This window comes from Amycolatopsis pigmentata (assembly GCF_042684065.1).
Classification (GTDB): domain Bacteria; phylum Actinomycetota; class Actinomycetes; order Mycobacteriales; family Pseudonocardiaceae; genus Amycolatopsis_E; species Amycolatopsis_E pigmentata.
Genome location: NZ_JBHUKR010000007.1, coordinates 147,462 through 171,735, shown reverse-complemented (window position 1 = coordinate 171,735; position 24,274 = coordinate 147,462). Strand labels below are relative to the sequence as shown.

The following is a 24,274-nucleotide window of genomic DNA, read 5'->3' as shown; positions in this document are numbered from 1 at the left end:
CATCTTGCCCGAGTCTCTCAGAGCATGCCTCGTGCCATGGCCGTGGTGACCGCGGCGGTGCGGTCGGACACGTCGAGCTTGGCGAACACCCGCAGCAGGTGCGTCTTCACGGTCGCTTCGGTGATGTGCAGGGCCTGGCCGATTTCCGCGTTCGTGTGGCCTCGCGCGACCAGTCGCAGCACCTCGACCTCACGGGCGGACAACGGCGCGGGCGCGGGATCCCGTACGTGCCGTACCAGTTTCCCGGCCACTGACGGCGCGAGCACCGTCTCGCCGCGCGCCGCGGCCCGGATCGCCCCGGCCAGTTCCGTTCGTGTGGCGTCCTTGAGCAGATAACCGGCGGCCCCGGCTTCGACCGCGAGAAGGATGTCGGCGTCGGTTTCGTAGGTGGTCAGCACGACCACCCGTCTTCCGGGTGTGTCGGTGAGGATCTTGCGGGTGGCGCCGACGCCGTCGAGCCCGGGCATGCGCAGGTCCATCAGGATCACGTCGGGATGGTGTGCCCGGTTGGCCGCCACCGCCTCGTCGCCGGAGGACGCCTCGCCCACGACGGTCAGGTCCGGTTCGGCCTCGAGCATCCCCCGCAGGCCCTCACGGACGACCGGGTGGTCGTCGACCAGGAGGATCGCGATCACGCCGGCACCTCCACGGTCACCGTCGTGCGTTCCCCGGCCCGCACTGTCATCGTTCCTCCCACCTGCCGAGCCCGGTCACGCATGGATTTCAGGCCGAAGCCGCGCGCCGGGCCGTCCTGGCCGAAGCCGACTCCGTCGTCCGTGACGATCAGGCGTACCAAGGAATCCTCCGCGTCGAGGTCGAGCGACACGTGGTTGGCCTTCGCGTGTTTGCGCACATTGGACAGTGCCTCCTGCGCCGCCCGGAGCAACACCACCTCGGTCACCGTCGGCAGGGCCGGAAGACGGTCGGGAATCCGGCAGCGGACGTCGATCCCGGTCTCCTCGGCGAGTCGTTCCGCCTGCCGCCGAACGGCCTGCGCCAGTGACCCGGTCGTGAGCGCGGACGGGGTCAGCGCGGCGACCATCGTTCGTGCCTCGGCCAGGTTCTCCCGTGCCGTGCGGGATGCCAGTTCCACATGGCGCCGTGCCATCACCGGATCACTGTCCATTTCGGACTCGACGGCTTGGAGCAGAGTGAGGATGCTGGTGAAGCCCTGTGCCAGGGTGTCGTGAATTTCGCGGGCCAGCCGCTCCCGCTCGGTCGAGGTGCCCGCCTCGTGGGACAGGCGGGCGACCTCGGCACGGCTGGCTTCGAGTTGTTCGATCAGCGCGCCGCGTTCCTGGCTTTCGCGTACCACCCGCCCGAACCAGGTGCCCATGCACACGCTGAACACGATCATCAACGCGCTCATCGGCACCAGGACGGCGAGCGAGGATTCGTGCGGTCCGTACCGCAGCAGCACCGACAGCGGGGGCAGCAGGATCGCCAACGAGGTGAGCAGCGCGGCTGTCACCCGTGTCAGGCACATCGACACGATGGGGCACACGGAGAACAGCACGAACCCCGCGGAGGCGTCCGCGAGGACCGCCACCGTGGTCACGGCCAACATCGCCACGGAAAACGCCACGGTGCCGCGCCGGCGGAGCGCCCGGCCGAGGAACGCCGCCGACAGGATCGCGAGGACGGCCACTGCCGCGACACTGGTCAGTCGTGGCGCGGGCGGTCCTCCGTCCGACAGCACGAGCCACGCCGTGAAGGCGTAGTCCAGCGCGAAGCCCACGTGCCACAGCCAGAAGAACCGCAACCACGCGTCTACCGGGCGTCCGTCCACCGGAACGTCAGGCGGCACAGCACCAGCCCGGCCACGCACCACGCCCCCAGTACCAGCGCGACCTTGCCCAGTTCCCATGTTCCCGCCATTTCGTAGGAGGCCATCGAATCCGGCAGGAACACCGAGCGCAGGCCCTGACAGATCCATTTGACCGGGAAGAACGACGCGACGTCGACCATAGCGGTGGGCAACGTCGTGATGGGGGTGACGAACACGCCCGAGATGAACTGGAAACCCACGTACAGCAGGTTCATGAGCGCGGTGGCGCCGTTCGCCGATCGCGCCAGCGCACTGGCCGCGATACCGAGTAGACCGCAACAGGTGGTCCCCAACACGAACACCCAGCCCAGCGTCAGCCATTTTTCCGGTGTGGTGGGCAGTTTCAGGCCGAACAACAGCGTGCCGACCAGCAGGAGCAGCACCACCTCGGCCAGGCTGGAGATCGCGACCAGCACGATCTTCCCGAGGAAGTAGGCGACCGGCGGGACGGGCGCGCCACGCAGACGCTTGAGTGTGCCGTCTTCCCGGTCGAACACCACCCCGGTGCCCATGCTCACGAACGACGTGGACACGATGCCGGAGCCGATCATTCCGGCGGCGAACACCTGGCCCGCCGTGACGCCCGTGCCGTCGTAACTCCCGCCGAAGATCGAGCCGAGCAGGGTCAGCAGGAGCGCGGGCATGGCGAAGGTGAAGACGACCGCTTCCTTCTGCCGGAAGAAATGCCGCAGTTCCACCGTGCCGCGGGCCAGCCCGAGGGAAACCGGGTTGGGCAACGCCATGGTGGTCATCACGCCGCCTCCCTTTCTTCGCCGGTGGCACCGATGAGATCGAGGTAGACGTCTTCGAGGCTCGGTCTGGTCACGGTCAGTTCGGCGAGTTCACGCCCGTCCGACAGCTCCGTGATCAGCTTGGTGGGAAAGGAAGTTCGCTCTTCGTGCCGTCCGGTTTCGTCGGACCAGCGGACCACGGCCTCGGCGCGGGCCCGGCCGCCGAGTTCCGCGGGGGTGCCCTCGGCCACGACACGTCCGGCGGCCAGCACGGCGACCCGGTCCGCGAGCGCCTCCGCCTCGTCGAGATAGTGCGTGGTGAGCACGATCGTGGTGCCGCCGTGGGCGAGGCCGGCGATCAGCGTCCAGAACCGCCGGCGCGCCTCGGGGTCGAACCCCGTGGTGGGCTCGTCGAGGAACAGCAGTTCCGGACGCCCGACGATGCCGATCGCGACATCCAGCCGACGGCGCTGGCCGCCGGAGAGCGACCGCACCCGGGCACCGGCCTTCTCGGTCAGCCCGACCTGCTCGATGACCTCCTCCGGGTCACCCGGGTTCGGGTAGTAGCGCGCGAAATGCCGGACGGTTTCCGCGACCGTCAGGTTCGCCGCGTCGTTGACGGTCTGCAGCACGATCCCGATGCGGGCGCGCCAGGCACGCCCGGCCGCCCACGGGTCCTCGCCGAGGACGTCGGCCTCGCCCGCCGTCCGTTTCCGGTGCCCCTCCAGGATCTCCACCGTGGTGGTCTTGCCCGCACCGTTGGGGCCGAGCAGGGCAAACACTTCGCCGTGCTCGATCCGCAGGTCCACCTCCGCCACCGCGACCTGGCCCGGGTATTCCTTGCGGAGGCCACGCACCCGCACCGCCGGCTTCATGCCGGCCCCCCTGTGAAGTGGAGCAAGGTGGCTTTACTACGGATGATCGGCGTCTGATCGGCGGCCGGACGAAAAGCGTGTCCGGCCGCGTGCAGTGGCCTCCGGCGGGCAGTTCGTGCCGTGTGCGGTTGCCGCTGCCGCCTCCGGCCGAGCAAAGCCACCTTGCTCTCAAAAAAGTTGTCTGGCATGAGGCCATGATGTGCCGCGCGGACCGGCTCGCGGGACCTCCGAGCCGGTGAATCCCCGTGTCCGTCGAACGGTGGACAGGCTCAGGGCAGCAGGTCCCAGCCTTCGACCTCTTCGGGCTTGCGCGGGCCCGGACCGACGTATTTGGCCGAGGGCCGCACCAGCCGTCCGGTCTTCTTCTGCTCCAGGATGTGCGCGGCCCAGCCCGCGGTGCGGGCGGAGCTGAACATCGCGGGCATCATGTGCGGCGGCACCTGCGCGAAATCCAGAATCACCGCGGCCCAGAACTCCACGTTGGTCTCGATGGGGTGGTCGGGACGGCGTTCGCGCAACTCCGTCAGCGCGGCCTGTTCGAGCGCCACGGCCACCTCGTAGCGCTCCGCGCCGAGTTCGGCGCAGGTGCGGCGAAGCACACGGGCGCGGGGATCTTCGGCGCGGTACACCCGGTGCCCGAAACCCATCAGCCGTTCCTTGCGGTCGAGGATTCCCTTGACCATTTTCACCGCGTCGCCGGTGCGCTCGACCTCCTCGAGCATCGGGAGCACGCGTGCCGGGGCGCCGCCGTGCAGCGGGCCGGACATCGCGCCGATCGCGCCGGACAGCGCCGCGGCCACGTCCGCTCCCGTCGACGCGATGACCCTGGCGGTGAAGGTGGAGGCGTTCATACCGTGTTCGGCGGCCGAGACCCAGTAGGCGTCGATCGCCTTGACGTGTGCGGGATCGGGCTCACCGCGCCAGCGGACCATGAACCGCTCGGTGATCGTCTCCGCGTCGTCGATCCGCGACTGCGGCACGGCCGGAACGCCGACGCCGCGCGCCGACTGGGCCACATAGGACAGTGCCATCACCGACGCGCGGGCGAGCTGGTCGCGCGCTTCGGCGTCACTGAGATCCAGGATCGGCTTGTACCCCCAGATCGGGGCGAGCATCGCCAGCGCCGCCTGTACGTCTACACGCACGTCCCCGGTGTGTACCGGAAGCGGGAAGGGTTCGGCGGGCGGCAGGCCGTGGCCGAACCGGGCGTCGACGAGCAGGCCCCAGACGTCCCCGAAGCTGACCTTCCCGGCGAGGTCCTCGATATTCACACCGCGATACCGCAGCGCTCCGCCGTTCTTGTCCGGCTCGGCGATCTCGGTGTGAAACGCGACCACCCCTTCGAGACCGGGACGGAAACCATCGTCCCCGGTGGTCGACCGCTCGTTCGCTACAGGCGCTGAGGTAGTCACTTGAAGACCCTTCCGTGCGCGTTCCCCGACAGATGTCTTGTGTTACGTGCGGATGACCCGCGGAACGCGCGCCCTCGCACGGACTGACCACAGGGTGCTCCTGATACGCGCGGGTAACAAGCGAAAGAAGTGGTGGTTTCGGTCACGATTACGAGAACGATTCAGGTCGGAGTGCCTCTTCTGTGTAAATCCTGTGTTTCGTCACCGGGCGGGGGTGTCATCGCGGTGATAGACCTACGGGGTGCACCTGAGCCCTCAGGAACGGGACAAGCTCCTGGTTCACGTCGCGGCCGACGTGGCGCGACGGCGGCTGGAGCGCGGCGTCAGGCTGAATTACCCGGAGGCGGTCGCACTCATCACCGACTACGTGCTCGAAGGCGCGCGTGACGGCCGATCGGTCGCCGATCTGGTGACCGGCGGCCGGAGCGTGCTTTCGCGTGAACAGGTGATGGACGGCATCGCCGAAATGGTCGATGCGGTCCAGGTCGAGGCGACCTTTCCGGACGGCACCAAGCTGGTCACCGTGCACGACCCGATCACCTGACAGAAGGACTTCGACCGTGAGATTCGTGCACGAAATGAGTAGTCGAACCCGCCCCCGAAGGTACGGGTTTCAAGACCAACACTGAGGGGGCGGGGTGCGTCCAGGAGAGATCATTCCCGCCGCCGGGCCGGTGGAGCTGAACCCCGGACGGCCGAGGATCCGGCTCCGGGTGGTCAACACCGGTGACCGGCCGGTGCAGGTCGGTTCGCACTTTCACTTCGCCGAGGTCAACCCGGCGCTGGAGATGGATCGGGAAGCGGCGCGGGGCCACCGCCTGGACATTCCGGCGGGCACCTCGGTCCGGTTCGAACCGGGTGTCGACCGGGAAGTCGATCTCGTGCCGCTGGCGGGGCGGCGGGTCGTGCCCGGGCTGAGCCGGAAATCGCGGCAGGGGAGTTTCGATGATCTTGTCAAGTCGCGGCAGTCAAGGTGAGCGCGTCATGAGCAGCGTCGACCGGGAGCGCTACGTCGAACTGTTCGGACCCACCACCGGCGACCGGATCCGCCTCGCCGACACGGATCTGGTCATCGAGGTCACCGAAGACCGCAGCATGGGCGCCGGCGCGGGCGATGAGGTGATCTTCGGCGGCGGCAAGGTGATCCGCGAGTCGATGGGGCAGGGCATGGCCACCCGCGCCGAAGGCGCGCCGGACCTGGTGATCACCGGCGCGGTGGTGCTGGATCACTGGGGCGTGGTCAAGGCCGACGTCGGCGTGCGCGACGGCCGGATCACCGGCATCGGCAAGGCCGGGAACCCCGACACGATGGACGGTGTGGATCCGGCGCTGGTGATCGGGCCCGCCACGGAAGTGCTGTCCGGCAACGGAAAGATCCTCACCGCCGGTGCCATCGACTGCCATGTGCACTTCATCTGCCCGCAACTGGTGGACACCGCGCTCGCCGCCGGGGTGACCACCCTGGTCGGCGGCGGCACCGGGCCGGCCGAGGGAAGCAAGGCCACCACGGTCACGCCGGGCGCGTGGAACCTGGGCCGGATGCTGCGCGCGATGGACGCCGTTCCGGTCAACATCCTGTTGCTGGGTAAGGGAAACACGGTCCGGCACGAGGCGCTGCGTGAGCAGTTCGAGGCGGGCGCGGGTGGGCTCAAGCTGCACGAGGACTGGGGCTCGACCCCGGCCGCGATCGACGTCGCGCTGTCCGTGGCCGACGAATACGGCGCGCAGGTCGCGATCCACACCGACACCCTGAACGAGGCCGGCTTTCTGGAGTCCACAGTGGAGGCCATCGCCGGGCGGTCGATCAACGCGTACCACACCGAGGGCGCCGGTGGCGGTCACGCGCCGGACATCATCACCGTCGCCGGTCTGCCCAACGTGCTGCCGTCGTCGACGAACCCGACCCGGCCGCACACCGCGAACACCCTCGACGAGCACCTCGACATGCTCATCGTCTGCCACCACCTCAACCCGTCGGTGCCGGAGGACCTCGCGTTCGCGGAGAGCCGGATCCGGCCGTCCACGATCGCCGCGGAAGACGTCCTGCACGACCTGGGCGCCATCTCGATGATCAGTTCGGACGCGCAGGCGATGGGCCGGATCGGCGAGGTGATCATCCGGACCTGGCAGACCGCGCACGCGATGAAGCGGAGGCGCGGCGCCCTGCCCGGTGACGGTGACGCGGACAACCTGCGGGCACGACGCTATGTCGCCAAATACACGATCAATCCCGCCGTCGCGCACGGTATGGCGGACGAGATCGGGTCGGTCGAGGTCAGCAAGCTGGCCGACCTGGTGCTGTGGGAGCCGAAGTTCTTCGGCGTCAAGCCGCATGTGGTGGTCAAGGGCGGGTTCCCGGCGTGGGCGGCGATGGGGGACGCGAACGCCTCGATCCCGACGCCGCAACCCGTGCTCGCGCGGCCGATGTTCGGGGCGCAACCCGCCGCCGCGGCCGCTTCCAGCCTGCACTTCGTGACCGAGGCGGCGGTGAAGGCGGATCTGGCGGGCCGGCTGGGACTGCGGCGGGAGGTGGTCGCGATCGCCGGCACAAGGTCGGTCACCAAGGCGGACATGGTGCTCAACGACGCGCTGCCCGATATCCGGGTGGATCCGGACAGTTTCGCGGTTCACGTGGACGGCGAACTGATCGAACCGCACCCGGTGCGGGAACTGCCGATGGCACAACGCTATTTCCTCTTCTGATGGACACGGTCGCGCTCCTGTTCGCCGACTCCCGCTTCCCCGGCGGGGCGCACGTCCATTCGGGCGGGCTGGAGGAGGTCGCCACCCGTAAGCTGATCACGAGTGAAGCGGACCTGCCCGGGTTCCTGTCCGGGAGGTTGTCCGGCGCCGGGTCCTTGGCCGCCTGTTTCGCCGCGGCGTCGGCACACGCCGCCGCCCGTGGTGTCCACAAGCGGCACTGGGCCGCCCTGGATGCGGAACTCGACGCGCGCACCCCCTCCTTCGCGCAGCGGGAGGCATCCCGGGCGCAGGGTCGGGGCACGGCCCGGGCGGGTCGCGTCGCTTGGCCCTCACCGGTGATCGACGGCCTGCTGACGGTCACGCCGCGCCCGCACCACGCGGTGATCGCCGGGGCACTCGCCGGCGTGGCCGGAGCCTCACCCCGCGACGCCGCGCTTTTCGTGGCGTACCAAGCGATCAGCGGACCGGCGAGCGCGGCGGTGCGGTTGCTCGGTTTCGACCCGCTCACCGTGAACGCGGTGGTGGCGGCGATGGCGCGCGAGATCGAGGCGGTGGCGGAACGGGCGAGCGCGGTCGCCGGGGCCGCCCCGGCGGACCTGCCCGGCCCGGGCGCTCCGGCGCTCGACCTGTTCGCCGAAGCCCATCTGCGGCGGCACAAGGAAGAGGTGCGTCTCTTTGCCAGTTGAACACGGACACGGGCACGCCCACCCGGTGAACTTCGATCCCACCGCGGCCGGGCCGGACCGGCACGCCCCCTCGTCCGCCACCGGCCGCGCGTACCGGCTCGGCATCGGCGGGCCGGTCGGCAGCGGGAAGACCGCGCTGGTCGCGGCACTGTGCCGGGCGCTGGGCGGCGAAGTGGATCTCGCCGTGGTGACCAACGACATCTACACCACCGAAGACGCGGACTTCCTGCGTGCGGCCGGTGTGCTGGACGCCGAGCGGATCGAGGCGGTGCAGACCGGGGCGTGCCCGCACACCGCGATCCGCGACGACATCACCGCGAACCTGGACGCGGTGGAACGGCTCGAGGAGCGGTTCCCCGGGCTCGACCTGGTGATCATCGAAAGCGGCGGCGACAACCTCACCGCGGTGTTCAGCCGCGGGCTCGCGGACGGCCAGATCTTCGTCGTCGACGTGGCGGGCGGGGACAAGGTGCCGCGCAAGGGCGGACCGGGCGTGACCACGGCGGATCTCCTGGTCATCAACAAGACCGACATCGCGCACCTGGTCGGCGCGGACCTGGAGGTGATGACCTCCGACGCGCACCGGATGCGGGGCGCGCTACCCGTGCTCACACAGTCCCTTGTGGACACTCCGAACGCCCCCGGGGTGGCGGCCTGGGTGCGCGAGCGGCTCTCCGGGTGAAGGCGCACGCGCGGCTGGTGGCCGAACTCCGCCACGGGCGGACGGTGTTGCGGGAGATCCGCTCGGCTTCGCCGCTGACGCTCATTCCCCGGCGTGGCCACGGACCCGCCGTCGTGCACCTCGTCGGGTCCGCCACCGCGCCGCTCGGCGGTGACGAACTGCGCCTGAGCGTGCGGGTCGGTCCGGGTGCCCGGCTCCGGCTGTCCGGTGTCGCGGCGACCCTCGCGCTGCCCGGTTCGCGTGCCGCCGAAAGCTTGTCCACTGTGGACATAGAAGTGGGTGAGGCCGGCGTCCTGGAGTATCTGCCGGAGCCGGCCGTGGTGACCGCTCGGGCGCGGCACACCGCGGAACTCGTCGCGTCGTTGGATCGCGGCGCCCGCCTGCACACGCGGGAAGTACTCGTCCTCGGCCGTACGGGCGAACGCCCGGGGTGCCTGCGGGCCACGCAACGCGTCGTACGGAACGACGTTCCGTTGCTCCACCAGACGCTGACGACCGGTGATCCGGCGCTGGAGGACAGCCTCGCCTACCTGGCGGGCCGTCGCGTCGTCGCCACGGAGGTACTCGTCTGGGGCGAGGATCCGGCCGGTGCGGTCTCAGGGGACTGGTGGTCGCTCACGCCGCTGGCCGCGGGCGGATCGCTGATCACGTCTCTGGCCACCGGTGCCGTCTCGGCGCGGCGGGACCTGGCGCAGGCACGGGGACTGCATCCCGGCTGGGCTTCCGACCCGGGCGCCACGCTCGCGTGACGCCCGTCGCGCGACCAGCAGGCGTGCGACGGGCGAATTCGGGGAAGACATCGGATGACGGCGGGGTGGTGCTTGTCACCGTTCGGCGGGTTTCGTCCACGGCGGGAAGGCCCTACCGTCGGCAGTTACCAATCCGGCTGAAAGTAGGCGGATACGGTCCGCAGCCTGGCTGCTGTCAGGCACCGTTTCCGCCGTGGCCGCCGTCGGATTGGTAACGATCAGCACGGTCCACTTTTCACCGCGGGAGAGGTCAGGAACATGACGGAGGTCGGCGGGATCGAAGATGTGGCGGTGCGCCTTCCCGGTATGCGGGTGGCGTACGAAGGGGATTCGCTCGACGAGGCCGATCTTGCCCCGACCTGGACCGAACAGCTGCAGAAGTGGCTCAACGAAGCCATCGCCGCAGGTGTCACGGAGCCCAACGCGATGGTGCTGGCCACCGCCGACGCACAGGGACGGCCGTCCTCTCGAACCGTGCTGTGCAAGGGACTCGACGAGCGAGGCGTGGTCTTCTACACGAACTACACCTCGGCGAAAAGTCACGATCTGACTGTCACCCGGTACGCCTCGGTCACGTTCCCCTGGTACTCCCTGCATCGCCAGGTCACCGTGCGTGGCGAGGTGGAGAAGGTCAATGTCAAGGAAACGGCCGAATACTGGGCGTCGCGGCCTCGCGAGTCGCAGCTCGGGGCGTGGGCTTCGCCGCAGTCCCAGGTGGTGGCGAGCCGGACCGATCTCGACCGCGCGCTCACCTCGATCGAGCGCCGCTTCGAAGGCGTCGACCGTGTGCCGCTCCCGCCGCACTGGGGAGGCTGGCGCATCCGGCCGGATCTCGTGGAGTTCTGGCAGGGCCAGCGGAGCCGGCTGCACGACCGTCTTCGGTACTCCCGCACCGATGACGGCTGGAGCGTCAAGCGCGTTGCTCCCTGAGTGTTCGCGCGCTCCCGCGCGGTGACCAGCGAGAGCGCGCTAAATCACTCCCGAAAAAATACTTCGCAGCGCTAAGCTAGTGCGTTGTGGATGTTGAGGCGGGGACTCGGCGCAAGCGGTTCGGATCACTCGTCATCGACATCGAACCCTTGCGGAACGCGCCGTTCCGGCGGCTGTGGGCGGGGACGGCGGTCACCGCGATCGGCAGCCAGCTCACCACCGTCGCGGTCCCGAAGCAGGTCTTCGACCTGACCGGCTCGTCCGCCTGGGTCGGTCTCACCGGCGCGGTGGCGCTGGTACCGCTGCTGGTCTTCGGGCTTTGGGGCGGCGCCATCGCCGACACGGTGGACCGGCGCAAGCTGCTCATCTTCGGCAACACCGGAATCGCGCTGGTGTCGGCGATGCTGTGGGTCCAGGCCGCGCTCAACCTGGGCTCGGTGTGGCTGGTGCTCGTCCTGCTCGCCTTCAACCAGGCCTTCTTCGCGATCAACATGCCGACCCGCGGCGCCATCGTGGCCCGGCTCGTCGCACCCGAACTGCTGCCCGCCGCCACCGCGTTGACCAGCACGATGAACATGTTCGGCACGGTGTTCGGGCCGATGGCCGCCGGAGCGCTGATGCCGGTGCTCGGCCTGCCGACGCTCTACCTCCTCGACTCCATCGCGCTGGTGATCACCCTGTACCCGGTGTGGCGGCTGCCCGCGCTGCCACCGCTTTCCGGTCAGGTCCGCAGGGCGGGGCTGCGGGACGTGTTCGACGGTTTCCGTTACATGGCAACGCAGAAGGTGCTGCTCGCGTCGTTCGTGGTGGACATCATCGCGATGGTCGCCGGCATGCCCCGCGCGCTGTTCCCGGAGATGGCGGAGCGCACCTTCGGCGACCCGCACGGCGGTGGCTTGGCACTCGGCTGGTTGTTCGCGGCCATCCCGATCGGATCGGTGGTCATCGGCCTGTTGTCCGGCTGGCTCGGCCGCGTCCGGCGGCAGGGCGTCGCGGTGGTCGTGGCGATCTCCCTCTGGGGGCTGGGAGTGGCCGGGTTCGGGCTCGCCGGTTCGCTGTGGCTGGCCGTGGCCTTCCTGGTGATCGGCGGGGCCGCGGACATGGTCAGCGCGATCTACCGCCAGTCGATCCTCCAGGTCGCCGCGACCGACGAGATGCGCGGCCGGATGTCGGGCGCATTCATCGTGGTCGTCGCCGGCGGGCCCCGGATCGCCGACGTCGTGCATGGCTGGACCGGCGCCGCGGTCGGCACCCGCGCGGCCGCGACCGGTGGCGGTCTCCTGGTGGTCGTGCTCATCGCGGTGGCCGTCGCCGCGCTGCCCGCCTTCTGGCGCTACCGCGCCGCCGCCGTCAAGTGACGGCCCGCGTCACTGTCAAACGGCGTTTTGAAGGAATGAATGTTTACTACGGATAGTCCGTAGCAAACACGCCTTCCTCCCCAAAAAACCCGCGTGCGGGGCGCCTTTCGCGCGGGACGGATGGTCCGTCGGTAGGTTTCTGGCATGTCGAATCCCACCGGAGCGCAGTTCGAGATCACCCGGGGCGCCGCACGCGCCGTCGTCACCGAGATCGGCGCGGGGCTGCGCGCCTTCGAGATCGGGGGCGTGCCGTATCTCGAGACCTTCGACGCCGACGCCCGGCCGCCGAAGGGAGCGGGCCAGGTGCTGTTGCCCTGGCCGAACCGCACCAGGGGCGCCACGTGGGTGTATCAGGGCGAGGAGCAGGCGCTCGAGGTGACCGAGCCCGCGCGTGGCAACGCCATTCACGGGCTGACCCGCCACCGGGAATGGACGCTGGTCGAGCACGCCGAGTCGTCGATCACGCTCGAGATCGAGGTCGAGAAGCAGGCGGGCTGGCCGGTCCCGCTGCACGCGCGCATCCGCTACGAGATCGCGCCGCGCGAACTGACCGTGACCCACGAGATCCGCAACGAGGGTGAGGCGCCGATCGGCGTCGGCGTGGGCACCCACCCGTACTTCCGCATCGGCGACGTGCCGACCGACGAGTTGACGCTGACCCTGTCCGCGACCCGGGTCCGCCCCTACGTCGAGGGTGCCTGGCCCTTCGCCGACGAACAGGACGTGGAGGGCACCGAGTACGACTTCTCCTCCGGCCGCGTCCTCGCGGGTGTCAGTCTCGACACCGCGTTCACCGGGCTCGCCGCGGCCGACGACGGCCGCCACCACCACGTGCTCACCCACGGCGAGCGTGGTGTGGACCTCTGGACGGACCCGGACTTCCGCTGGGTTCAGGCGTTCACTCCGGACGAGCTGACCGGCCGGGGCCGCGCGATCGCCCTGGAACCGATGACCTGCCCGGCGGACGCGCTGAATTCGGGTACTGACCTGATCGAGTTGCCCCCCGGCGGCTCGTGGCGGGGAAGCTGGGGTGTGAAAGTTCACGGGTAGCGGCGAACCCGCCGGGGTCACAAGGGTCTTACAGCGCGAACCCGCGTTGATCCGTTAGCGTGTCGATTCATGGCGAGCGCGATAGTGGGCGGCTATGTGGTGCCGATCGACGGAGAACCCATCGAGGGCGGCACCGTTCTGATCGAGGACGGCAGGATCGTCGCGGTCGGCACCGAAGCCGACGTGGACATCCCGGAGGACGCGGAGTTGATCGACGCGGCGGGCGCCTGGGTGCTGCCCGGCTTCGTCGACGCTCACGTCCACCTCGGCGTGCACGAGGAGGGCGAAGGCTGGTCGGGCAACGACACCAACGAGATGACCGATCCCAACGGTGCCCGCTTCCGGGCGATCGACGGTATCGACCCCTTCGACGTCGGCTTCGACGACGCGTTGTCCGGCGGGGTCACCAGCGTGGTGATCAAGCCCGGGTCCGGCAACCCGATCGGTGGACAGACCGTCGCGGTGAAGACCTGGGGCCGCACCGCGCTCGACCTCGTTTTCGCCGAGGGAGTCAGCGTGAAGAGCGCGCTGGGCGAGAACCCGAAACGGGTCTACGGCGAAATGAAACAAACCCCGTCGACCCGTCTCGGCACGGCCGCGATCATCCGTGAGGCGTTCACCAAAGCCCGTAACTACGCGGCCCAGCGCGAGCACGCGCGCGCCGAGGGCAAGCCGTTCGACGTCGACCTCACCCTGGAGACACTCGCCAAGGTTCTCGACGGTGAGCTCTACTGGGACCAGCACACCCACCGGGCGGACGACATCGTGACCGCGATCCGGCTGGCCCAGGAGTTCGGGTACAAGCTGGTCGTCAACCACGGCACCGAGGGGCACCTGATCGCCGATGTGCTGGCGCGGCACGAGGTGCCGGTCATTCTCGGTCCGCTGTTCACCACGCGGGCGAAGGTCGAACTGCGGAACCGCACGATGCGCTCGGCCGGCATTCTCCAGCGGGCCGGGGTCAAGCTCGCGATCACCACGGATCACCCGGTCGTGCCGATCAACTTCCTGGTCTACCAGGCGGCACTGGCGGTCAAGGACGGCCTGGAACCGGACGCCGCGCTGCGCGCCCTCACCGCGAACCCGGCGAGCATGCTCGGCCTGGACGACCGGATCGGCGCGCTCAAGCCGGGGCTCGACGCGGACGTGGTCATCTGGTCCGGCGACCCGCTGGACGTGATGAACCGCGCGTTGCGCGTGTTCATCCGTGGCCGCGAGGTCTACCACTTCGACGAAGCCGGCGGCCGGGACGTCGTCGCGGAACGCCGCTACCGCGAACCGTGACGGCTACGCGCGGCGCAGCCCCGCCCTCAACGAGCTACGCGCAGCGTAGTTCCCTGGCGATGACCATTCGCTGGATCTGGTTGGTGCCCTCGAAGATCTGCGGGACCTTCGCCTCCCGCATGTAGCGCTCCACCGGGAAGTCACGGGTGTAGCCGGCGCCGCCGAGCACCTGGACGGCGTCGGTGGTGACCTTCATCGCGGCGTCGGTCGCGATGAGCTTGGCGATCGACGCCTCGCGGCGGAACGGCAAGCCGCGGTCGCGCCGCCGCGCCGCGTCCAGATACGTGGCGCGCGCGGAGCCGACGGCCGCGGCCATGTCCGCGAGCAGGAATTCCAGGCCCTGGAACTGAATGATCGGTTTGCCGAACTGGGTGCGGCCTTTCGCGTAGGCGACCGCCTCGTCGAGCGCGGCCTGGGCGAGGCCGACCGCGCAGGCCGCGATCCCGAGCCGCCCGGAGTCCAAAGAGGACAGTGCGATGCGCAGGCCCGCGCCCTCGGCCCCGATCAACCGGTCCGCGTCCACGCGGGCGTCGGAAAACAGCAGTTCGGCCGTGGTGGACGCGGTCAGGCCCATCTTCCGTTCGGGTGGGGCGGCGGACAGCCCGGGGGTCGTGCGGTCGACCAGGAGGCAGGAAACGTCCTTCTCGCTCGTGCGGACCATCGTCGTGTAGAAGTCGGCCTGGCCGGCGTGCGTGATCCACGCCTTGGTCCCGTTCACCACGTACTGGTCACCGTCGAGGCGCGCGCGGGTGGACAGAGACGCCGCGTCCGATCCCGCGTGCGGTTCGGAGAGCGCGTACGCGCCGAGCAGCGACCCTTCGAGCATCTCCGGCAACCAGCGCTCCCGCTGCGCGTCGGTGCCGTGATGGGCCAGCGCGAAGCACGACATCGTGTGCACGGAAAGCCCGACCCCGACCGACATCCACGCCGCCGCGATCTCCTCGACCACCTGCAGGTACACCTCGTAGGGCACGTCGCCGCCGCCCCACCGCTCCGGGTAGGGCAGTCCGAGCAGGCCCGACCTGCCCAGCAACCGGAACTGATCGCGGGGAAACCGCTCCTTCTCCTCGTATTCGGCCGCCAGCGGCGCGAGCTCTTCGCGGGCCAGCTCGGTGGCGAGCGCGAGCAGATCCCGCGCCGCGACGTCCGGCAGCAGGCGTTCGACCGGCATGGCGACCTCCCGAGGCAGTACTGACAATAGTACTGGAGGATCGTTCACAGTACAGCATTACGGTGTTCCGATGCCCGATCGTGTCCCGGCTCCCGCTCCTCGTGACCGTCAGCTCACCGTGCGTCAGCACGCGCTGCTGACCGAACTGGAGGGGTTGTTCCTCAGCAGGGGTTTCGTCCGTTTCACTCTCGACGATCTCGCGGCGGAGACTCACTGCTCGAAGTCGACGCTCTACGCGCTGGCGCCGAGTAAGGAACAACTCGCGGTGCGTATCGTCACCCGGTTCTTCAAGGGGGCCGCGGAGATGCTGGAACACCGGATCGCCGGGCTCACCGACGCGCGCGAGATCATCGGCGAGTACCTGGCCGGAATCTCCGAGTACCTCAGCCGCGCCTCGGACGAGTTCATGCGGGACATCAACGACTTCGCCCCCGCGCGCGCGGCGTACGAACTGAACGGCCGCGCGGCCGCCGCGCGGATCCGGGCCTTCATCAGCCAGGGGGTGACCGAAGGCGTGTTCCGGGAGGTGCACGCGACGCTGATCGCCGAAATGGCCGGAGTGCTGATCGAAAGCATCCAAACCGGCCTGCTGGCTTCGCGGACCGGTGTCTCCGACGCGGAGGCCTTCACGGCCCTGTCGGAACTGCTCCTGCACGGCATGGCGCCCGCCCCTTCCGAAGGCGGATAGCATCAACGACCGTGATCGTGGTCGGTGGTGAGGCGCTGGTCGATCTGGTGCCCGGTGAATCCATAGTGGACAGTGGACGGCCCGCGGGCGTCGGCCTGACGACGCTCGTGCCGGCGCTCGGCGGCGGACCCTACAACGTGGCGCTTGCCGCGGGCAGGCTCGGCGCACCGACGTCCTTCCTGTCGCGGCTTTCCGGCGATGCGTTCGGCCGGGCCCTGCGGGAACGGCTGATCGCCTCGGGCGTCGACGTGTCGATGATCCAGCCCGGTGAGGAGCCCACCACGCTGGCCGTGGTCGCGCTCGACGAGCGCGGCGCGGCAAGTTACACGTTTTACACCGAGGGGACCGCGGACCGGCTGTTCGCCGATCCCGGCCCGCTTCCCGCCGAGGTGTCCGTGCTGTCGCTGGGGACCTTGGGCATGGTCCTGGAACCCGGCGCGAGTGCTTATGAAACGATCCTGCGCCGCGAAGCCGCCCGGGGTGTGCTCACCGCGCTCGACCCCAACATCCGCGCGGACCTGATCACCGACCCGGACGCCTACCGCGCACGGTTCGCTTCCTGGCTGCCCGATGTCCGGTTGCTCAAAGTCTCGGACGACGACGCGGAGTGGCTGACCGGCGGCGTCGAACCGGCCACCGCGGTGAAAGGCTGGCTGGACGCGGGTGTCGACGCGGTGGTGCTGACGCGTGGTGCCCAGGGAATCACTGTCCACACCGGATCCGGCGCGGTCACCGCGCCGTCCGTGCCCGTGATCGTCGCGGACACGATCGGCGCCGGCGACACCGTGCTCGGTGCGCTGCTGGCGTGGTTGCACAAGCGGAATGTGCGCCGGGTCACGGACATCGGTCTCGACGACTGGAGGCTCGCTCTCGGTTTCGCCGCGAAGGCCGCGGCGATCACGGTGTCGCGCCGGGGTGCCGAGCCGCCCACTTCGGCCGAAATGGTGTGAATTCGATCTCGCTGCTTTGCGCTACGTAACACATTGGCTCCACAAGCGCCCCCGGGTGGACTAGCGTGAGAAGAGAATTCATACCCCAGCGGGGCGGTGTGCGCCGAGACCTTCGATAACGGTCACGAGCGAACGAGAATGGCTGCCTGTGCCGACCTGCAGGCGCCGCCGGCCCGTGTGACCGTGAGAGGGACTGGAATGTCCGACGCGACTGCGGCGTCCGGCGGCACGGTAACGCTGCGCCTGCCGACCGGTGAGCACGAATTGAAGGTGGTCAACGCCGTCGAGGGCGCTCCCGGTATCGAACTGGGGAAGCTACTGGCATCGACCGGCTACATCACCTACGACCCTGGTTTCGTCAACACCGGGGCCGCGTCTTCCGCCATCACCTACATCGACGGTGACGAAGGGATCCTCCGGTACCGGGGCTACCCCATCGAGCAGCTCGCCGAGCACTCGAACTTTCTCGAAGTGTCATACCTGCTGATCTACGGTGAGCTGCCCTCGGCGACGCAGCTCGACGACTTCACCCAGAAGATCAACAGGCACACTCTGCTGCACGAAGATCTGAAACGCTTCTTCGACGGTTTCCCGCGCGACGCGCATCCGATGCCGGTGCTCTCCAGCGCGGTGTCCGCCCTGTCGACCTTCTACCAGGACTCGCTCAACCCCTTCGACGAGCCGAACGTCGAACTGTCCACGGTGCGGCTGCTGGCCAAGGTGCCGACGCTGGCCGCCTACGCCTACAAGAAGTCGATCGGCCAGCCCTTCCTCTACCCCGACAACTCGCTGGGCCTGGTCGAGAATTTCCTCCGGATGACCTTCGGTCTGCCCGCCGAGCCCTACCAGGTCGACCCGGACGTGGCCAAGGCTCTGGACCTGCTGTTCATCCTCCACGCCGATCACGAGCAGAACTGCTCCACCTCGACGGTGCGGCTGGTCGGTTCGTCGGAGGCGAACCTTTTCGCCAGCATTTCCGCGGGCATCATGGCGCTGTTCGGCCCGTTGCACGGCGGCGCGAACAGCGCGGTGCTGGAGATGCTCGACGGCATCCAGGCCGAGGGCGGCGACGTGGCGCGGTTCGTCGAGCGGGTCAAGAACAAGGAAAAAGGCGTACGCCTGATGGGATTCGGGCACCGGGTCTACAAGAACTACGACCCCCGCGCCAAGATCATCAAGCGCACCGCGGACCAGATCCTCGGCAAGATCGGTGTCCAGGACCATCTCCTCGACATCGCGAAGGAACTCGAGGAGACGGCGCTTTCCGATGACTATTTCATCGAGCGAAAGCTCTACCCGAACGTCGACTTCTACACCGGGCTGATCTACCGTGCGCTCGGATTCCCGACCAAGTTCTTCACCGTGCTGTTCGCGCTCGGGCGGCTGCCCGGCTGGATCGCGCACTGGCGCGAGATGATCCAGGACCCGGCCACCAAGATCGGCAGGCCGCGCCAGATCTACACGGGCGAAAAGGAGCGCGACTACGTCTCCCTCTCGGAGCGCTGAGTTCGCGATCGTCGAGGCCACCCGGTGTGACACCCGGGTGGCCTTTGTCCATTATGGACTCATTTGGCGAGACGGGCCGCTACGGGCGCAGAGCGGCGTCCAGGTGGTGCGAGAACTCGGCGAGCAGCGCTTCGGCGTCGATGTCGGTCGTGGCGGCATGCAGCGACAGGACAAAGGACTGGACCACTAGCAGCACCGTCCGCGCCTGGACCGCCAGATCGCCCGAGCGGATGGAAGCGTCTTCACGGCCCTCTCGCAGGAGCGCCGTGATGGCCTCCTCGCCGAATTTCTGCGTCCCTCCGAGCCTGCCGACCACATAGGGCAGCAGAACTTCGGAGTCCTTGTCGGCCACGGCCCGCATGAGGGGGTCTTCGTTGAGCAGGCGTACCGACGCGACCGCGCTGCGGGTGAGCCGCTCCCGCGCGGTCGGTGCCCCGGCACCCTGTTCGGACGCCCGGCGCAGCACAATGCCGAACTCACGGGTCATCAGCGCGGACAGGATGTTTCCGACATCCGGGAAGCGCCGGTACAGCGTCATGCGGCTGACCCCGGCGGTCCGCGCGATCTCGGCCAGCGTGGTGCGGCGCAGTCCGACCGCGAGCACGCATTCCCGGGCCGCATCGAGCAGAGTGTCGTCGGAGACCCGGGCCGTGCCCTTACGGGCGCGGGTCTCCGCCAGTGCGCTGGACGCGTGATCCGGAGAGCCGGGAGAACTGCCGTCATCCATGTGCCGCACCATTCGCCGAACGATCATTGAGGCGCGCGATCCTAGACGATCACGGCGTCGAGGCCGTGCGAGGGCGCGGCGATCCCGGCCAGTCCGATGGCTTCGGCCTGGGGTGACTCGGCGAGCCGAACCGGCCTGCCGTCGACGAGCAGAGGCATCCGGGCCTGGTTCGCCCCCACGTAGGCGAAAACGTCCCGGGGGGCCGAGCCGTCGAGGTCCTCGAGCACCACGGCCCCGGAAAGGCGGGCGAGGTGATAGCGCTTTCCCCGGCCTTCACAGATGTCGAGAACGGCGAGTTGCTCGGGGGTGGCGAGCCAGACCGCATGCGTTTCGGTCACCCCCGGCATCGCGGTCAGCGTGGCCGTTCGCTGCCCGTCCCGGGCGCGGAATCCGGCGGCCCACACCGCGGCGATCCCGGTGCATCGCGCGCGCAGTACCACCACCTCGCCGGGGAGTCCCAGATTTTCCCGCAGCCAGGTCACCTTCGACGGGCAGGCGTTGGATCCGTAGGCGAGCACCGGGACGCGGCCGTCGACGTCGAGCGTGTCCGGCAACGCGTAGCCACGACCACCGATGTGCACGAAGGACGTTTCCGGCCGAGCCCCGGGATAGGGATCGGCCGGAAAGTCCTCGTCGGTGAAGATCAAGCGAACTCGACGACGCTGCGCAGGACCTCACCCCGGTGCATCCGCGCGAACGCCTCCTCGACACCGTCCACGCCGATCCGCTCGGTGACGAACTTGTCCAGCGGCAACCGGCCCTGGAGGTAGAGGTCCACCAGCATCGGGAAGTCCCGCGAGGGCAGGCAGTCGCCGTACCAGGAGGACTTCAGCGAGCCACCGCGCGCGAAGAAGTCGACCAGCGGCATGTCGTCCAGGCGCATCTCCGGAGTCGGCACACCGACCAGCACCACGGTGCCCGCCAGGTCGCGGCCGTAGAAGGCCTGCTTCCAGGTCTCCGGGCGGCCGACCGCGTCGATCACCACGTCCGCGCCGAAGGAACCGGTGTGGTCCGCGATGGCCTGGACTACCTCGTCCTGGCTGCGGCCGCGTGAGTTGACCGTGTGCGTGGCGCCGAAGTCCTTGGCCCAGGCCAGTTTCCGGTCGTCGGTGTCGATCGCGATGATGGTGGTGGCGCCGGCCAGGTGGGCGCCCGCGATGGCGGCGTCGCCGACTCCGCCGCAGCCGATCACCGCGACCGAGTCACCGCGGGTCACCGCGCCGGTGTTGATCGCGGCCCCGATGCCCGCCATGACGCCGCACCCCAGCAGACCGGCCACCGCGGGTTCGGCCTCGGGGTTGACCTTGGTGCACTGCCCGGCGTGCACGAGCGTCTTCTCCAGGAACGCGCCGATGCCCAGCGCGGGGCTGAGCCTGGTGCCGTCGGCCAGGGTCATCGGCTGGGCCGCGTTGAACGTCGAGAAGCAGTACCAAGGACGACCGCGCTTGCAGGCCCGGCAGGTGCCGCAGACCGCGCGCCAGTTGAGGATCACGAAGTCACCGGGCTGGACATCGGTGACGCCCTCGCCCACCTGTTCGACGTAACCGGCCGCCTCGTGCCCGAGCAGGAACGGGAATTCGTCGTTGATACCGCCTTCGCGGTAGTGGAGGTCGGTATGACAGACCCCGCAGGCCTTGACCGAGACGACCGCTTCGCCGGGGCCCGGATCGGGCACGAGCACGGTTTCCAGTGAGACCGGCTCGCCCTTGGCCCGGGAGACGACTCCCTGTACTTCGTGCGGCATCGAAAACCACCCTTTCTTGTGCCTCACACGCCGGCGGGCTTGAACCGCGCTTAGTGCCTCTGACCGCCTCAAGCCCGGTGCCGGTCGCGCGTGTCTTATGCCTCGCGCGCCCCAAGCACGGTGCCGTCGCGCTGTCTTGTGCCTCACACGCCGGCGGGCTTGAACCGCGCTTAGTGCCTGTGACCGCCTCAAGCCCGGTGCCGGTCGCGCGAGTCCATCCCTGCTGGTAGCTTGCCACGAATGGGGAGTGGCGCGCGACAACGGCCGGGCCGTCACGGGGTGATGATGTAGGCGATGCCCCCGCTGCCGTTCGCGACTCCACCCGACTCGGTGTACCGCTTGGTGCGCAGCCAGATCTTTTCGAACTGGGCCCGCCGGTAGACGGTCCGCACGCGGCCGTCGCTGTTCGCCGCGGGATCGTTGGCGATCACGTCCCCGTCACGCGTGAACCCGACGATGACCATGAGGTGACCCTCCGTGCCGTATCCGGCGCCGTCGAGTTCGCTCGCCAGGAAGGACTGGGACGTGATCACCGGAATGCCGCGGGCGATGTAGTCCTCGATGTCGGTGAGGGAGTGCAGCCTCGTGATGTGCCCGCGCAGCCCGAACTCGGCGGCGTAGGCGGTGTTGAACGGCCAGTTCCCGGTGCCTTCGTAGGAGTAGTCATAGGTCTGGCGCGCGGCGTAGTCGACGGTGCGGTCGGGATAGCCGACGGGAATCCAGGCCAGGTCGGCCTCGCGTGGTCGTCTTCCCCAGTACTCGACCACCATTTCGGTCGAGGTCGGGCTGCACCAGTTCTCCCCGCCACCACCGTATTCCGGGAAGTGTCCTTTGTGGATGTTCTGGGCGTATTCCGGGACCGGGAGTTCGATGCCGGAGGCGGGGCCGGGCCGTGACGCGGGCACGTCGAAGCGGTCGGGGATGTTCGAGGTCATCGCGCCGACCCGGGTGACCACCGGGCTGAGGCCGGTGCCCGCTTCGCGGTACAGGCCGACCCGGAGGCGGTACGACCGCAGCGTCACGCCGGGCTTCATTTCGAGGGTGTCCACGTCCACCGTGGCGTTCGCGTCGTCCTGCCCCGGCACGCTCGTGCGATGGACCGTGGCGTCGTTGCCGGCCCACCGGCCCATCACGTACCAGGCGGTGGTCGTGCCCGTGCCGGTCAGCCCCTGGGCCTCGACCTGGAGCCAGGTGCCCTCCGGGGTCCGTGCGTTCCACGACGCGATCAACTGGGTGGCGTCGAAGCCCGGACGCCAGAGCGTCGAGGTCCATTCGCGGTACTCGTAGGTCCGGCCGAGGTAGGACCGGGTACCGGCGGGCCGGTCGAGCCGGAGGCCTCCGAGTTCGGCGAATTCGTGATAGTTCACGGGGGCGCTGTGGGGCTGTGCCTCGGCGGGCATGACGGTCATACTCGCCGTCAGGGCGACGACGACGAGCGGCAGCAGCAGGCGACGGAACATCCGACAATTTTCATGACACCCGCGCTTCCAGGAAACCTCCAACGGAGTGCAAACGTCCGCCCGTCCCTTCGCGAAAGCCTCAGAAATGGGCCACGTCGAGTTTGCCGTCCGCGTGGGAGGCGCGCAGGCGTTTCTTGTCGAACTTGCCGACGCTGGTCTTCGGCACCTCGTCGACGAAAGCCCAATGCTCGGGAAGCTGCCACTTGGCGACCTTGCCGGCCAGGAATTCGCGCAGTTCCGCGGCGGTCACGGTGCTGCCTTCGCGCAGCACGACCGCGACCAGCGGGCGTTCGTCCCACTTCTCGTCCGGAACCCCGATCACCGCCGCCTCGGCCACCGCCGGGTGGCTCATCACCTGGTTCTCCAGGTCGACGGACGAGATCCACTCACCGCCGGACTTGATCACGTCCTTGGCCCGGTCGGTCAGCGTGAGGTAGCCGTCGGCGCTGATCTTGCCGACGTCACCGGTGCGCAACCAGCCGTCGTGGAACTTCTCGGGGTCGATGTCCCTGCCCCCGTAGTAGGACCCCGCGACCCACGGCCCGCGCACCTCGAGTTCGCCGACGGCCTCGTTGTCCCAGGGCAGCTCCTCACCCGAGTCGCCGATCAGCCGGGCACTCACCGAGGCGGGGAAACGGCCCTGCGTGTAGCGGTAGTCCCAGGCCTTTTCGCCGGTCGCGGCCGCGGGCGGCCGGGCGACGCTGCCCAGCGGAGACGTTTCGGTCATGCCCCAGGCGTGCAGGACCTTGACGCCGTAGCGCTCCTGGAAGGTGTGCATCAGCGACGGCGGGCAGGCCGATCCCCCCACGACGACCTCGCGCAAATGCGAAATGTCCTGCGGATTCGCGTCGAGCTGCTGCAGCAGGCCCTGCCAGATGGTCGGCACCGCGGCGGCGAAGGTCGGTTTCTCCACGGCGAGGATTCGTGCCATCGGCTCGGGCTGCAGGAAGCGGTCGGGGAGCACCAGTGACGCGCCGACCATCAGGGCGGCGTAGGGCAGGCCCCATGCCATCGCGTGAAACATCGGCACGATGGCCAGTGCCTTGTCGTCTTCGGCCAGTTGCATGCTGTCGCTCATGCAGACCTGCATCGAATGCAGCCAGATCGACCGGTGCGAGTACGCGACACCCTTCGGGTCACCCGTCGTGCCGGAGGTGTAACACAGGGCGGCGGTCGAACGTTCGTCCACTTCGACCCATTCGAAGGTGTCGGGCTGCCTGGCCAGCAGTTCGTCGTAGGAGTGCACTTCGATGCCCGACGGTGCCTCGAGCGCGGCCGCGTCGCCGTTCGCCACGATCACGTGACGGACGGTCTTCATCTCGGGCAGGTGCTTGGCCAGCAACGGCACGAGCGTGCCGTCGACCAGCACGACCTGGTCCTCGGCGTGGTTGACCACGAAGACCAGTTGCTCGGGGAAGAGCCGGATGTTGAGCGTGTGCAGCACCGCCCCCATCGCGGGGACGGCGCAGTAGGCGACGAGATGCTCGGCGTTGTTCCACATGAAGGTGCCGACCCGCTGGTCACCGGTGACGCCGAGGCCCCGGAGCGCGTTGGCGAGGCGGGCCGCGTCGCGTCCGATGTCGGCGAAGGTCTCGCGGCGGGGGCCGGAATCGGTCCAGGTGACCGCTTCGCTGGCCGCGTGCACGCGGCTGCCGTGGCGCAGAAGGGTGGCGAGGGAGAGTTGTCCGTCCTGCATCGTGCTCAACATGCCGCGCTCCAAGTCGTCGCCGTTGCCGCTTG

24 protein-coding genes are annotated in these 24,274 nt (G+C 69.0%); 13 read left to right on the top strand and 11 right to left on the bottom strand.

All coding sequences use genetic code 11. The features are described 5' to 3' along the window. Nucleotides 1–17: 17 nt before the first annotated feature. From ACFSXZ_RS13720 to ACFSXZ_RS13700, 5 genes are all read right to left on the bottom strand, one after another. Nucleotides 18–635 carry a response regulator gene (locus ACFSXZ_RS13720; RefSeq protein ID WP_378265099.1) on the bottom strand — a complete coding sequence of 206 codons (618 nt, stop codon included), beginning with the start codon at nucleotides 633–635 and terminating at the stop codon, nucleotides 18–20. Continuing rightward, on the bottom strand, nucleotides 632–1,807 hold the full coding sequence (locus ACFSXZ_RS13715) for a sensor histidine kinase (protein ID WP_378265097.1): 1,176 nt from the start codon (nucleotides 1,805–1,807) through the stop codon (nucleotides 632–634). The genes ACFSXZ_RS13720 and ACFSXZ_RS13715 overlap by 4 nt, the downstream gene beginning before the upstream one ends. Further along, a complete protein-coding gene (locus ACFSXZ_RS13710; RefSeq protein ID WP_378266444.1) occupies nucleotides 1,771–2,580 on the bottom strand; it encodes an ABC transporter permease in 810 nt (269 codons plus the stop codon). Before ACFSXZ_RS13710 ends, ACFSXZ_RS13715 begins: the two co-directional genes overlap by 37 nt. Beyond that, nucleotides 2,580–3,434 carry an ABC transporter ATP-binding protein gene (locus ACFSXZ_RS13705; protein WP_378265095.1) on the bottom strand — a complete coding sequence of 285 codons (855 nt, stop codon included), beginning with the start codon at nucleotides 3,432–3,434 and terminating at the stop codon, nucleotides 2,580–2,582. Before ACFSXZ_RS13705 ends, ACFSXZ_RS13710 begins: the two co-directional genes overlap by 1 nt. Nucleotides 3,435–3,703: 269 nt before the next feature. After that, complete coding sequence (locus tag ACFSXZ_RS13700; protein WP_378265093.1) at nucleotides 3,704–4,846, bottom strand: citrate synthase 2; 1,143 nt, start codon at nucleotides 4,844–4,846, stop codon at nucleotides 3,704–3,706. Between the two features lie 241 nt (nucleotides 4,847–5,087). Between ACFSXZ_RS13700 and ACFSXZ_RS13695 the strand changes: the two genes are divergently transcribed. From ACFSXZ_RS13695 to ACFSXZ_RS13650, 10 genes are all read left to right on the top strand, one after another. Continuing rightward, nucleotides 5,088–5,390, top strand: a complete 303-nt coding sequence (locus ACFSXZ_RS13695) for an urease subunit gamma (protein ID WP_378265091.1) — start codon at nucleotides 5,088–5,090, stop codon at nucleotides 5,388–5,390. 94 nt (nucleotides 5,391–5,484) lie between these two features. Next, on the top strand, nucleotides 5,485–5,823 hold the full coding sequence (locus ACFSXZ_RS13690; RefSeq protein ID WP_378265089.1) for an urease subunit beta: 339 nt from the start codon (nucleotides 5,485–5,487) through the stop codon (nucleotides 5,821–5,823). A 7-nt stretch (nucleotides 5,824–5,830) separates the two neighbouring features. Then, complete coding sequence (locus ACFSXZ_RS13685; RefSeq protein ID WP_378265087.1) at nucleotides 5,831–7,549, top strand: urease subunit alpha; 1,719 nt, start codon at nucleotides 5,831–5,833, stop codon at nucleotides 7,547–7,549. Beyond that, nucleotides 7,549–8,235, top strand: coding sequence for an urease accessory protein UreF (locus tag ACFSXZ_RS13680; RefSeq protein WP_378265085.1), 687 nt, complete (start codon nucleotides 7,549–7,551; stop codon nucleotides 8,233–8,235). Before ACFSXZ_RS13685 ends, ACFSXZ_RS13680 begins: the two co-directional genes overlap by 1 nt. Then, nucleotides 8,225–8,917 carry an urease accessory protein UreG gene (gene ureG / locus ACFSXZ_RS13675; protein ID WP_378265083.1) on the top strand — a complete coding sequence of 231 codons (693 nt, stop codon included), beginning with the start codon at nucleotides 8,225–8,227 and terminating at the stop codon, nucleotides 8,915–8,917. Before ACFSXZ_RS13680 ends, ureG begins: the two co-directional genes overlap by 11 nt. Beyond that, nucleotides 8,914–9,666: an urease accessory protein UreD gene (locus tag ACFSXZ_RS13670; RefSeq protein WP_378265081.1), complete on the top strand. Its 753-nt coding sequence runs from the start codon at nucleotides 8,914–8,916 to the stop codon at nucleotides 9,664–9,666. Before ureG ends, ACFSXZ_RS13670 begins: the two co-directional genes overlap by 4 nt. A 258-nt stretch (nucleotides 9,667–9,924) precedes the next feature. After that, entirely contained in the window at nucleotides 9,925–10,596 is a 672-nt protein-coding gene (gene pdxH, locus ACFSXZ_RS13665) for a pyridoxamine 5'-phosphate oxidase (RefSeq protein WP_378265079.1), read from the top strand. A gap of 86 nt (nucleotides 10,597–10,682) precedes the next feature. Further along, the gene (locus tag ACFSXZ_RS13660) at nucleotides 10,683–11,954 is read left to right on the top strand and encodes an MFS transporter (protein WP_378265077.1); all 1,272 of its coding nucleotides are present in this window, start codon (nucleotides 10,683–10,685) and stop codon (nucleotides 11,952–11,954) included. Nucleotides 11,955–12,098: 144 nt separating this feature from the next. After that, on the top strand, nucleotides 12,099–13,004 hold the full coding sequence (locus ACFSXZ_RS13655; protein WP_378265075.1) for an aldose 1-epimerase family protein: 906 nt from the start codon (nucleotides 12,099–12,101) through the stop codon (nucleotides 13,002–13,004). Between the two features lie 69 nt (nucleotides 13,005–13,073). Continuing rightward, the gene (locus ACFSXZ_RS13650; protein WP_378265073.1) at nucleotides 13,074–14,288 is read left to right on the top strand and encodes an amidohydrolase; all 1,215 of its coding nucleotides are present in this window, start codon (nucleotides 13,074–13,076) and stop codon (nucleotides 14,286–14,288) included. Nucleotides 14,289–14,322: 34 nt separating this feature from the next. Here ACFSXZ_RS13650 and ACFSXZ_RS13645 read toward each other — a convergent pair whose 3' ends face one another. Beyond that, nucleotides 14,323–15,459 carry an acyl-CoA dehydrogenase family protein gene (locus ACFSXZ_RS13645; protein WP_378265071.1) on the bottom strand — a complete coding sequence of 379 codons (1,137 nt, stop codon included), beginning with the start codon at nucleotides 15,457–15,459 and terminating at the stop codon, nucleotides 14,323–14,325. Nucleotides 15,460–15,529: 70 nt separating this feature from the next. Here ACFSXZ_RS13645 and ACFSXZ_RS13640 point away from each other — a divergent pair, with 70 nt between their 5' ends. The 3 genes from ACFSXZ_RS13640 (at nucleotide 15,530) to ACFSXZ_RS13630 (ending at nucleotide 18,603) form a co-directional block, all read left to right on the top strand. Beyond that, nucleotides 15,530–16,147, top strand: coding sequence for a TetR/AcrR family transcriptional regulator (locus tag ACFSXZ_RS13640; protein WP_378265069.1), 618 nt, complete (start codon nucleotides 15,530–15,532; stop codon nucleotides 16,145–16,147). A gap of 11 nt (nucleotides 16,148–16,158) precedes the next feature. Beyond that, on the top strand, nucleotides 16,159–17,097 hold the full coding sequence (locus ACFSXZ_RS13635; protein ID WP_378265067.1) for a carbohydrate kinase family protein: 939 nt from the start codon (nucleotides 16,159–16,161) through the stop codon (nucleotides 17,095–17,097). Nucleotides 17,098–17,295: 198 nt separating this feature from the next. Then, nucleotides 17,296–18,603 (top strand): citrate synthase, encoded by a 1,308-nt coding sequence (locus ACFSXZ_RS13630; protein ID WP_378265065.1) that lies wholly within the window; start codon nucleotides 17,296–17,298, stop codon nucleotides 18,601–18,603. Nucleotides 18,604–18,682: 79 nt separating this feature from the next. On the opposite strand, the gene ACFSXZ_RS13625 is transcribed toward ACFSXZ_RS13630, so the two are convergent. The 5 genes from ACFSXZ_RS13625 to ACFSXZ_RS13605 form a co-directional block, all read right to left on the bottom strand. Continuing rightward, nucleotides 18,683–19,330, bottom strand: a complete 648-nt coding sequence (locus tag ACFSXZ_RS13625) for a TetR/AcrR family transcriptional regulator (RefSeq protein WP_378265063.1) — start codon at nucleotides 19,328–19,330, stop codon at nucleotides 18,683–18,685. A gap of 41 nt (nucleotides 19,331–19,371) precedes the next feature. Further along, nucleotides 19,372–19,977 carry a gamma-glutamylcyclotransferase gene (locus tag ACFSXZ_RS13620; RefSeq protein ID WP_378265061.1) on the bottom strand — a complete coding sequence of 202 codons (606 nt, stop codon included), beginning with the start codon at nucleotides 19,975–19,977 and terminating at the stop codon, nucleotides 19,372–19,374. Next, nucleotides 19,974–21,074 carry an S-(hydroxymethyl)mycothiol dehydrogenase gene (locus tag ACFSXZ_RS13615; protein ID WP_378265059.1) on the bottom strand — a complete coding sequence of 367 codons (1,101 nt, stop codon included), beginning with the start codon at nucleotides 21,072–21,074 and terminating at the stop codon, nucleotides 19,974–19,976. The genes ACFSXZ_RS13620 and ACFSXZ_RS13615 overlap by 4 nt, the downstream gene beginning before the upstream one ends. Nucleotides 21,075–21,346: 272 nt before the next feature. Further along, nucleotides 21,347–22,534: a peptidase C39 family protein gene (locus ACFSXZ_RS13610; RefSeq protein WP_378265057.1), complete on the bottom strand. Its 1,188-nt coding sequence runs from the start codon at nucleotides 22,532–22,534 to the stop codon at nucleotides 21,347–21,349. Nucleotides 22,535–22,613: 79 nt separating this feature from the next. After that, the gene (locus ACFSXZ_RS13605) at nucleotides 22,614–24,242 is read right to left on the bottom strand and encodes a long-chain fatty acid--CoA ligase (protein ID WP_378265055.1); all 1,629 of its coding nucleotides are present in this window, start codon (nucleotides 24,240–24,242) and stop codon (nucleotides 22,614–22,616) included. Nucleotides 24,243–24,274 lie beyond the last annotated feature (32 nt).